Source organism: Amycolatopsis coloradensis, from assembly GCF_001953865.1.
Lineage (GTDB): Bacteria > Actinomycetota > Actinomycetes > Mycobacteriales > Pseudonocardiaceae > Amycolatopsis > Amycolatopsis coloradensis.
Map to the genome: position 1 here is coordinate 351,703 of NZ_MQUQ01000010.1, position 10,306 is coordinate 362,008.

Genomic DNA, 10,306 nt, shown 5'->3' on the forward strand with positions numbered 1-10,306 from the left:
AATCCTTGACTAGGAAGGCTGGGGTCGGCGGGACGAGGTCACCGCGCTGGGCGCCCGAAGACGGCGTCGTCGCTGGCCGGCGGGACCGGGTCGAGACTGCTGAGCAGTTCGAGAACATCGTGGGCGATGTAGATCTTGTTGTATTTGGCGTTGTCCTTCACCGTGAGCAGCCCCGCGCGGTGGAGTTTCGTGGCGACGTCGGTAGCGCCCTTGACCGAGATGCCGAACCGCTTCGCGATCAGATGGTGATTGGTCACCGGCATCCCGATCAGCTCACTGGCCACTCGGCGGGCGTTGCCTGTTCCCGGCACCGCTTCGAGATGCTCTGAACGCAGCTTCTCCATGCGCTTGATGAGGTGGATCTGTTCGGTGCACAGTTCGTGTACGCCTTCGGCGAAGAACACCAGGAAGTCTTCGAAGCTCCCGGTGTCGACGACGGCACGTAGTTGCCGGTTGTACTCGTCGCGGTAGCGGTCGAGCCAGCGCGACAGGGGCAGGATCTGGTCTCGCAAGACGCCTGCGCGGACCAGTTCGAGGCTGACGTAGAGCCGTGCGACGTAGCCGTTGCCGCCGGCGAACGGGTGGATCAGTTCCAGCTGTGGGTGCCCGATGGCGACCTTGGCGACCAAGGGCATGTCGTGGTCGGCGCGGACCCATTCCTGCCACTGCTGTGCTGTTGCCTGAAGATGCGGGCCGGGAGGGGTGTGGGCGACGACGGCCGAGCCGTCGCGAGCGCTGATCCAGCTCGTCCGTTCGCGCCAGAACCCGGTTCCTTCCTCGGATGGCGAGGACGCCGGGCTGAGCTGGCGGCTGATCTCACCCAGCAGAGGCAGATCGATGTCCCCGCCATCGCGGACCTTGCCGAACGCGCGTCGGCTCGCATCCAGGTACCGGGTGATCGCTTCGACCTCGGGCTCGGCCACCGTCTTCGCGCCCGGCAACTTGGCCAGTAAGACGTCTTTCAACGAGACGCAGGCGTCTTCCAGTGCGGCGGAACTCTGCGCCTCACGCAACATCGTGTAGTACACAAGGGATGACCGGTCCGGCAAACGCTCGGCCGCCTCATCGAGCCGCCCCAGTGACTGCTCGGCTCGAGCCAAACCCCGATGAGTGCTCGTCGCCAAGACGACGTCGGAAGGCAGGGGGCGCGGCACCCACGCTCCTTCCCGCCGGATGGCGTCCGGAATGTCACCCTCCTCAGCCAAGGGCACCCACACACCGCCGATGGCATCGCGTTCTGTCATGACACGAAGCCTTCACGAACCCACGCGAAGGCCGCAAATGGTGGATTTGACCAGTTCAAGATCAACTTTTGGGTATTTACGTGTCGTTCTCTGCCTATTCGCGACGACGGTCATGGGCTGCCCATCTCGGTCTCGGGTATGCATAAAGCCAGCTCAGGCCCACTGCGGTCATCAGTGCTGAGAATACTGAGTATCGATCTCGACGCGAGCCGCCGCTGCCGAAGTGATCTTGAGCTCCTACACGACTGTGTGTTCCGCGCATCTGGGATGCCCCCATCGCCGGGAAGCTTCACCTGAAAGGATGCAGCTAATCGTGAATCCATGCCCCATGGGGCCGAGGGAACCCGTTCGCCCGGTGTCGCAAGCAAAGCTACTTCCTGGTTAACGATCGAGCGGCGCGTTGATGTCGGTACCCCATGCGGGGGAGACGCCGATTCGGTGATTTTACTGCCACCCAAGGGGTTCCTTGGCCTGGTCGGCGGTCTCGGCCGGGTATGGAGGCTGTCGCGGGGTCGTACTTCACCGGAATGCACGGCCGATGCTGGACGGTGTGGTCGCGATGATCGGGGTGCTGAGTCGGAGTGGCTGCTGGGTGTCCGGCTTCCGTATCGCTCGTGAGTCGAGAGACAGAGGTGGCGGACGGCGTCTGCCGTGTCCGCCGCACTCCGGGACGTTCATTATCGCCGGACAACAGAACGCATTTGTTCGAACCCGGTTTCCCAGGCCTTGTACCACCCCAAGCCCGGCTACCTCCGCCTCGCAACCCCGTTGCGCGATCGATCAACACAGCCGACAGTTCACTGCGAACACGCGTCCAGGCTTGCGGTCTGGATCGACGCGGTAGATCAGGAAACAGATCCAAAGCCATTGGCCGCGCCTGCGACGCTTTTTATGGTCTGCTTGCCACGGCTTTAGACTTCAAGGGGGCGTGGCTTGTCGGCTGCCGCGGCGTCCACTGGAAGTAGTGGCTTCAATGGCGGCCCTCGATCGCTCAGCGGCTGGCTGAAGCCGCGAGCGGACGTGACGGCGAGCGCGCGGTCGGGCTCGCCCGAACGGCTCACCGGCGAAGAAGAATTCAAGGCGGGACGCCTGCTCGTCCTGATGCATACCGGCAAGTTCGGGACTGCGCCCTAACGAGGCCTGGTGAAGATGCCTGTCGCTGAAACTCGGCTGTCCTGGCCGAGCCGCGGAAGCTCAAGGCCGAGCCGGTGTCGCCGCACAACGGATTCCGGGTCAGCGACGTTACGCACGCCGGGGGCTGGAGAGCGCCGGAACGACGCCGCCTGTCTCGCCGAAATGGCCGCAGGTCCTGTCGCGGTGCACCGAAATGGCGACGATTCCCGGGGTCGAGCGAGCACGAAGAGATCTGCCTGCCGAGGCTGGTCGCTCATTCCGGATGCGTTACGGCTTTGTGCTCGGCGCGGTGGGCGTTCTCGATGCGGCAGCGGCGGTACTGCTCGGCGATCGGCAGGCAGACCTCGTCATTACGCCACCCACCCTGCCCGCCGCCACTCCGGTCGAGCCGGGCAGTGACCTTCAAGCTGGATCTCGCCGAACCGGACGGCCGGGGAAAACAGGTCTTACTCGCCTGGGCCAGCAATTCGGACCTCGTCGACCACGCGGTGATCGGCGCCCGAAAACGGACCCAACCAGCCCGTCGTCGCGTAGCGGGAACACTCGATCACCATTCCGGGCGATCCGGTGCGCCGGTACTGTTAGAGCGCGCCTGTCTCAGGGTGTCGCGAAAGCCACTTTCAGGACGTCTGATGTCCCGAAAGTGGCTTTCGCGACACGGCCACTGGGGTTCCCGAAGCGACGACAGGGTGGCGGGTCGCCGCTCCGGGCCGATCGCGATCTACGGTTTCGTGCAGTGGATCCCGGCTTCACCCCGGTACATCACGAAGCTGATCTTCACCGAGTAGAGGTGGATGGTCACGCACTGATCGGGCGTGTACCCGTAAACGGCCGCGTGGTCGTAGGCCTGCTGCAACGCCGTCCGCTTGGCCGACGCCGAAGTCTTCTCGACAGTCGTCCCGAGGAACGCGCGGGTCTCCTGCGTGCTCGTCGCGGCACTCGCCACCGTCGGCGCGAGTGTCATGAGCCCGGCGAGGATCGCGGCCCCCGCGCCGCGGGAGATCATCCTGGTCATATTCGTTTCCCTCCCTGGTTCCGGATGAGTCGTCAGCGCCGGCAGAAAAGCCAGACGACCGCGCTGTAGTAGCTCGTGTGCGACCGGACGTCGCTGCCGCGCACGTAACACTGCGAGTCCAGCCAGCCTGTGTTGCGGGCGTAGGTGCGGGCGACCTTTTCCGCCGACGTGATGGCGGCCGAGGGGCCCGGGCCGATGCCGCTGCCCTGGAACTCTCCGGTCTCCACGGCGAAAGCCGGCGACGCCGACATGGTCATCGCGGCCGCTGCCAGTGCCGCGGCGGTCAGGAACTTCTTCATGGGAACTTCCCCTCCGGGTCGTCAGCCAACATTGACCGACTCCCCTCAGTCATTCATCTCAGCTAACGTGGAAGACGTTAAGGGAGTGCCGTCACGGTTGTCAACTCTTGTGAACGGGCAGTCCGACAATATTCATTTCAGCTAATGTAGGTGATGATGACCGAACCGCGGGCGACCCCGCTCACCGACCGGATCGACCGCCTGTTCCAGGTGGTTCGGCGGCCCAACGGTGAGCAGCACAGTCACGAGGAGGTGGCGCGGGCCTGCCGGGAGAGCACCGGCGAGTCGTTCTCCGCGGTCTATCTCTGGCAACTGCGGACGGGCCGCCGGGACAACCCGACCAAACGGCACCTCGAAGCGCTCGCGGCGTTCTTCCAGGTGCCACCCGCGTACTTCTTCGACGACGAACAGGGGAGGGCACTTGCCGAAGAGATCGAGTTGCTGGGAGCGTTGCGTAACAGCGCGGTGCGCGACCTGGCGTTGCGTGCGGTGACATTGTCCGAGGAGGGGCTCGGCACCGTGGCCGATATCGTCGAGGCGATCAAACGGCGCGAGGCCAAGCGTGATCAGGGGGAGTAGCCATGCTTGGCAGGAAGAGCGCGCTCTGGCGCAGATGTGAGCGCATCGCGTCCGCTGTGCGACTGCCGGATCCGTTCGATGTCACCACGTTGTTCGGTGAGGTCGCGGCGATGCGGGGGCGGCCCATCGAGCTGGTGGCGCTCGAGGCGCGGCCGGGGGCGCCGTGCGGTGTGCTCGCGGCGACCGAACGAGCGGACTACGTCTTCTACACGCGAGAGACGTCCCCGTTGCACCAGCGGCACATCCTGCTGCACGAACTCGGTCATCTGCTGTGCGGGCACGTCGAAGGCGAGCTGCTGCCGGAGACGGTGGCCGCGATGATCACGCCCTCCCTGTCGGTGGACCTGGTCCGCCGGGTCCTCGGCCGCACGACCTACGCGCAGGAGCAAGAGAAAGAGGCCGAACTCGTCGCGTCGTTGCTCATGCGCCGCGCGGTGAGCACCGGTCCCGGATCCGATCGGCTGCGTCACGCCCTCGGTTCATGATCAGCTACCTGTCCGCGGGGCTGCTGGCGTTGATCGGCCTCGTCCGGCTGGTGGCGGTCCGTGCCGGGCCGAAGCATCTGGTCGTGTTCTTTCTCAGCATGGCGGCGGGCCTCGCCGTCTCCGCCGACGCCACGGTCCGGTTGGCCGGCGACGAACTTCTCCCGCGGCTGGTCACCAACGCGCTGCAACTGCTCGCGATGCGCGCGCTGGTGCAGCTGGTCCGCGGTGCCCGGTCCCCGGAGAAGCCGACGGCGTTCTGGCCGATCGTGCTGTGCTGGGCGCTGATGGTCCTGTGCTACCTGGATTTCGCCCCGCACCGGTTCGAAGTGGGCACACCAGGGTTTCAATGGCGCTGGAGCGTCGTGGTCTATCAGGTGAGCCTCACGGCGTACGGGGTCGCGTGCCTGGTGACGTTCACCCGCACCGTGGCCCGTAGCGCCGCGGGCCGTCCACGAGGGGCGTTCCGGACAGGTCTGCGGATCCTCGTCTGCGCCGCCGTCACGACCATCGCGTGGGTGGTGTTTTCCGGGCTTCCCTCGCTGTGGCTGGAGATCACCGACCTAGCGGATCTGGACTTCCTGCCCCGGGCCCGTCTTGTCGGACTCTGCGCGATGGTGCTGTGGGTCCTCGGCGGGCTGTTCACCACCTGGGACGGCGCGCTCCGGCTGGTGCGCGCGTGGCAGGGGATCCGTGCGGTGACACCGCTGTGGAAAGAACTCGTCGCCGCCCAGCCGCAGATCGCCCTGCCCGTACGCCACGACATCGAGTTCACGTTGTACCGCCGGGTGATCGAGATCCGTGACGGCCTGCTGGCGTTGCGGGCACACGTTCCGCCGCATCTCGGGGACTGGCTCCGCACCCCGGTCGACGAACCCACACACGCCGCCGCCGAACTCGCGGCGGCGCTGGTGATGCGGGAGGCCGGCCGTAGCTGGCCGCGCCATCCGGCCGGACCGGACGACGTGCACCCCAGCATGCGGGAGGAAAGTGCCTGGCTGAGCGCGGTGTCGTCCGCGTTCACGCACTCCCGGGTCGTCCAGGAAGTGCGGGAACGGGCGATGGCGGACGTCCGTCCATAGTGGACTGAGGGGTCCACCACAACCGAAACCCGTTCATCGACCACCCCGAACGTGCTGCCTCCAGCTACGGCCAGGCCGGTTTCGGCGTAGGTGTTTGCGAGGATTCCGTCATGACGGAAACCCCTGCCCCCGCCGGCTCGGAGCGACGGTTCCAGCTGGAGGCCCTGCGCGATCTCGTTCAGGCCGAACTGGCCGCCGCCGGATTGCCGGTGGTCCCTGGTGACGGCCCGACGGGGACCGCCGGAGCGGTCGTGACGGTCGACATGCCGGATCTGCGTGGCGTGCTGGTCGACTGGCGAGAGCACGACGTCCTTGTCGACGCGGCACAGGAGGCCTGGTTCGAGGACCCGCATCGGGAAGGCGAGGAATGCGCCGCGTTCAGGCGGTTGCTGTCCTCGATCGGCGAGGCGATGTCCGCGGCGATGAGGGCCATCCTGACGGCCGCCGGGATGGAGGTGGCCGGTACCGGCAACGACTACGCGCCTGACGAGTTCTTGGTGACCCGAAGGGTGGTCCCGTCGGTGTGGCGTGCGCGGCGGGACGCCCGGTTCACCCGGCGGTACGAGTCGATGGTCGCGGCCTGGAACGTGCGGAACGCCGCCGCGTGCCCGAAGCCGGACTGCGAGCATCACCAGCCGCCGGCTCCTTGACTGGCTCGCACGAAAACTCCGAATACGGCCCGTCACCATGGGCTCGGCCGTTAGGGTGAACGACCGATGTAGTCGTCACTCTTGAGGAGTAGCAGGCCATGATCGCCGAGAGCGCGCACCAGCAGGGGGACTCCTTCCCGAAGGAGGCGACGCCGATTTTCGACCTGGTCACGATGATGGTGTCGCGGACGCGGCAGGAGGACGACCACGACCTCGAATCCGGTCTCGTGACCTCGGCGTAGGTAAGACCGCGGTGGCGTCCCCAGATCCGTGAGGGACTCCTTGAGGGGCCCAGGGTCCCTCAAGGAGTCCCGCCCGGTGAACACCGGCGTCCATAAAGGACGGTCAGCAGGGGTTCACCAGCCAGCAGAGCCGGTAGTTCGCCCGGTAGGTCGTGGACGTGCCCGGCGCGACGATGTTCTGTGTCCGCGCCCCGCCGTGCGCCCAGCTGGTGAAGGCGTACTTCAGGTTGAGCGGTGGCAGGTTCTGCGGGCTGTCCGCGCTGATCGAGTTGGTGGAGCCGGCGATCACCGTCCGGGAGAACGGTGTGCGCTGCTGGGTCCCGCCGACGGTGAGCATCGCCTGGCTGGGACTGGAGGTGAAGTCCAGTGTCACCGTTTTCGGCTGCAGGTCGACGGTCTTGCTTCCGGTGCGGCCGCTCGAGTCGGTCGCGGTGAGGGTCAGTTGCAGGTACGACGGGTAGTCGTGGTCCGGCGCGACGAACGAGCCGGACGCGACGCCGGGGAAGTCCTGGACGTTGTGCGTATGGCAGGTGCCGTTGGTCGCGCAGTGCCGGATCGCGAGCCGCCACGACAGCGCCGAGGCCGGGAGCTGGCCGTCCTGGGCGTCGACCGCGCGCCCGGAGAACGGCACGGTCTGGCCGACCGACCACGTCAGTGTGCCGGTCGGGGTGTCGATCACCGGCACCGGATCGAGGCCCACCGGGTTTCCGACGGTCACCCGGACCGTCGTGGTCGCGCTCACCCCGTGGGAGTCCGTCACCCGCAGTCCGGCGTCGACGGCGGCGACCGCCGTGTAGGTCCAGGTGGGGCGGGAGACCGACGAGTCGTCGTACGCGCCGTCGGCGTCGAGGTCCCAGGCGTAGGTCAGGGTGTCCCCGGCGTCCGGGTCGGTGGAGCCGGTGCCGTCGAACTGGACGGACAGGGGTGCGGGCCCGCTCGACGGGCTCGCCGTGGCCACCGCGACCGGCGGCCGGTTGGTACCGCTGGGATGGCTCACGCGATGGAGTTCACCGCTGCCCAGCGCGACGTAGAACAGGTCGCCACCCGGGCCGGTGAGTACCTGCACCGGAACGTTGACGCCGGTCACGAAAGGCACCAGACGGCTCGGGCTCGGCTGGCCCGCGACGGTCTGCATGGCCCAGATGCATCCTCGCGAGGAGTCGGAGAAGAACAGCGCGCCGGAGTATTCGGCGGGGTAATTGCTCCCGGACTCGAAGGCGATACCGCTGATCGAGGAGCCGCCGGTGGGGCACGCGTCGCCCGCCACGACCTTGGCGTTGTGGTTGTAGGCGTAGTACGGCGCGGCCTGCCCGCCCGCGGTGTACAGGGACTCGCACGAGTTGAGGTTCGCGCCGTCGTAACCGGCCTGCCGGGCACCGCCCTCGAAGCAGGGCCAGCCGAAGTTCTCGGCCGCGCTGTCACCGACGTCGGCGACGCGGTTGATCTCCTCCCAGGTGTCCCAGCCGACGTCGCCCGCCCACAGCTCGCGGGTGCCCGGCCGGAAGCCGAACCGGAACTGGTTCCGCCCGCCGTAGGCGATCACGCGCCGGGCGTTGGCGTCGGTGCTGCTCGCGAACGGGTTGCCGGGCGCGCCTTCGCCGGTGTCGGGGTCGAGACGCAGCAGCGCGCCGTTGAGCAGCACCGGTTCCCCGGCGGCACGTCGCGGCGACTGCGAACGCAGCGCGCCGCCCTCGGCCGCCGGCGGGGTGAGGTTCGTCCCGGCGGGTGAGGGCGGGTCGGCGCACGGGTTCCCGACCTGGCCGTAGTCGGCGAAGGTGAAGCTGGCGCCGTCGCCGCCGCCCGCGTAGAGGGCGCCGTCCGGACCGAAGGTGAGTGCGCCGATCGAGTGGCTGGGGAACTGCTGGCACCAGCCCGTGACCAGCGGTTTCTCGCTGACGGCCGTACCCGCCGAGCCCATCGTGAGCTGGGAGACGCGGCCGGTGACGACGCAGCCCTTGTCGGTGGCGCCCGGCGGGGTCGGGCAGGTGTCACCCCACCGCGGCGGGGTGCCGCCGGGTACCGCGTCGAGGGTGTAGGACACGTAGACGTACGGCCTGGCGGGGAAGGCGGGGTCGACGGCCAGCCCGAGCAGACCGCGATCCCAGAAGTCCTGTGTCTGCGGGCGCAGATCGGCGAAGACCGTCGGGGTGGTGTCGGAGAGCGAGTCGAAGACCTTGACCAGACCACTCTTCTCCGCGATGAACACGCGGCCGTCCGGCGCGAACGCGGCGGTCGTCGGCGAGCTGAGCCCGCCGATCGCCACCGTGTCGGTGAAACCGGCGGGCACCGCGGCTTGGGCGGGCGCCGCGGCGACGAGGGCGACCGCGAGAGCGCCGACGAGTGGCGCGATCACGCCCACCGCCAACGTGCGCCGTGATCTTCGAGGGAACAGCGAACGACGAGAACCCATCACACGAACTCCTCCTGCGCAGGGACCGGAAAGAACGCGATAGCTCTGGGTATGGCGCCAGGAACCCGAAAGTTGTTACGGCTCTTAGGGAAAATGCGCACAAAACGCTAAAGACACGCCGAAGGAGCTTCCAGCACGAAGGTTTCTTCATGCTGGTTTCGGCTGATCAGCGGAAGGCGGGGCAAGGTGATGGCCATGAGCCGGACACCGCGGATCGTCGCGCGGGCGACGGCGCTCGTGTTGCCGGCCGTCGTCGTCGCGGTGCTCTTGTTCACCGATCCGGAACCGCCGAGGCCGCCGTCCGACCTGCAAGGTCCCGACTTTGCCGGTGCGGGAAGGGGTCCTTCCTGTACTCGGGGAAGAGGCCGGTACCGAGAGGGTCCAGGTGGTCGTGGCGTCGAGGTCGCCCGGTCTTGGAGCTTGATCGAGCCACCCACTCACGACCCACTGGACCGGCCACCTACCCGTGCTCGGCACTGAATCTCACCGGAGGAGTGACACGCCTCACAGTTAATGATAAAGACTATCATTTTCATTAAGCTGCCGCCGTGCTTCCCTTCAACGGCGCCTGCTCGCCACTTCGCTCATCGCCAGCCCCGCCGCCGCCCTCGTGGGCTGTGGCGCGCCCGGAGCGTCAGGGGTGCATCGGACAAGTTCGTCGTGGTACCGCGTCGCGGAAGGTCAGGACGACCGGATTCCGGACGCGGTGCCGGTGCTCGCGGAGGGAGCGCCCGAACCAGTCGAGGGCGACCTCGGCCATTGGCGAGTGCGGACCCGGAAGGGCGTCAGCCTCTCCGACGGGGCACCCTTCGGGCCCGAGGACGACGCGGCGACGTACAACGCCGTCGTCGATCCGAAGTTCGCGTCGCCGATCGCCGCGAACTTCGATTCCCCGCTGAACGGCGCGTACGGCGACGTGCCGCACCCGTCGGAGTCGTTGGCGACGCCCGGACCGGCGGACAAGCTGCCGCTGGGTGACCGCCCGATCGGGACCGGTCCGTACGCGCTGACGGAACTGCGGCCCGATCAGGTCGCCCTCACCGCGCGCGACGGGTACTGGGGCGCCGGTCACCCCGTTGTTCGGCGACGCCTGCGATCCCGCGCAGGACCTCACTTTCGACAGCCATGACCTGCCCTTGGTCGGCGCGTGCTCCGATCGCGTTCTCGAA

At 67.5% G+C, this 10,306-nt stretch carries 12 protein-coding genes; 6 read left to right on the top strand and 6 right to left on the bottom strand.

The features are described from left to right. Positions 1–38: 38 nt before the first annotated feature. The 4 genes from BS329_RS19985 to BS329_RS19995 all read right to left on the bottom strand — a co-directional run bounded on the left by BS329_RS19985 (position 39) and on the right by BS329_RS19995 (position 3,692). Positions 39–1,244, bottom strand: coding sequence for a Fic family protein (locus BS329_RS19985; protein ID WP_076162727.1), 1,206 nt, complete (start codon positions 1,242–1,244; stop codon positions 39–41). A gap of 1,387 nt (positions 1,245–2,631) precedes the next feature. Continuing rightward, positions 2,632–2,784 carry a hypothetical protein gene (locus BS329_RS43450; protein WP_158075814.1) on the bottom strand — a complete coding sequence of 51 codons (153 nt, stop codon included), beginning with the start codon at positions 2,782–2,784 and terminating at the stop codon, positions 2,632–2,634. 315 nt (positions 2,785–3,099) lie between these two features. Next, positions 3,100–3,393 (bottom strand): hypothetical protein, encoded by a 294-nt coding sequence (locus BS329_RS19990; protein ID WP_076162728.1) that lies wholly within the window; start codon positions 3,391–3,393, stop codon positions 3,100–3,102. Between the two features lie 32 nt (positions 3,394–3,425). Further along, on the bottom strand, positions 3,426–3,692 hold the full coding sequence (locus BS329_RS19995) for a hypothetical protein (RefSeq protein WP_076162729.1): 267 nt from the start codon (positions 3,690–3,692) through the stop codon (positions 3,426–3,428). A gap of 156 nt (positions 3,693–3,848) precedes the next feature. Here BS329_RS19995 and BS329_RS20000 point away from each other — a divergent pair, with 156 nt between their 5' ends. The 5 genes from BS329_RS20000 (at position 3,849) to BS329_RS43915 (ending at position 6,727) form a co-directional block, all read left to right on the top strand. Continuing rightward, positions 3,849–4,271 (top strand): XRE family transcriptional regulator, encoded by a 423-nt coding sequence (locus BS329_RS20000; RefSeq protein ID WP_143253121.1) that lies wholly within the window; start codon positions 3,849–3,851, stop codon positions 4,269–4,271. Positions 4,272–4,273: 2 nt separating this feature from the next. Continuing rightward, positions 4,274–4,756: a M78 family metallopeptidase domain-containing protein gene (locus BS329_RS20005; protein WP_076162731.1), complete on the top strand. Its 483-nt coding sequence runs from the start codon at positions 4,274–4,276 to the stop codon at positions 4,754–4,756. Next, positions 4,753–5,835, top strand: a complete 1,083-nt coding sequence (locus BS329_RS20010) for an MAB_1171c family putative transporter (RefSeq protein WP_076162732.1) — start codon at positions 4,753–4,755, stop codon at positions 5,833–5,835. Before BS329_RS20005 ends, BS329_RS20010 begins: the two co-directional genes overlap by 4 nt. A gap of 110 nt (positions 5,836–5,945) precedes the next feature. Then, on the top strand, positions 5,946–6,485 hold the full coding sequence (locus BS329_RS20015; RefSeq protein ID WP_244197226.1) for a hypothetical protein: 540 nt from the start codon (positions 5,946–5,948) through the stop codon (positions 6,483–6,485). A gap of 98 nt (positions 6,486–6,583) precedes the next feature. Further along, positions 6,584–6,727, top strand: a complete 144-nt coding sequence (locus BS329_RS43915; RefSeq protein ID WP_167480018.1) for a hypothetical protein — start codon at positions 6,584–6,586, stop codon at positions 6,725–6,727. A 103-nt stretch (positions 6,728–6,830) separates the two neighbouring features. Here the strand turns inward: BS329_RS43915 and BS329_RS20020 are convergent, their stop codons facing one another. After that, entirely contained in the window at positions 6,831–9,137 is a 2,307-nt protein-coding gene (locus tag BS329_RS20020; RefSeq protein ID WP_244197227.1) for a PQQ-dependent sugar dehydrogenase, read from the bottom strand. Positions 9,138–9,244: 107 nt separating this feature from the next. Continuing rightward, the gene (locus BS329_RS43455) at positions 9,245–9,412 is read right to left on the bottom strand and encodes a hypothetical protein (RefSeq protein WP_158075815.1); all 168 of its coding nucleotides are present in this window, start codon (positions 9,410–9,412) and stop codon (positions 9,245–9,247) included. A 365-nt stretch (positions 9,413–9,777) separates the two neighbouring features. On the opposite strand from BS329_RS43455, the gene BS329_RS20025 reads away from it, so the two are divergent. After that, complete coding sequence (locus BS329_RS20025) at positions 9,778–10,266, top strand: periplasmic substrate-binding domain-containing protein (protein WP_076162733.1); 489 nt, start codon at positions 9,778–9,780, stop codon at positions 10,264–10,266. Positions 10,267–10,306: the final 40 nt, after the last annotated feature.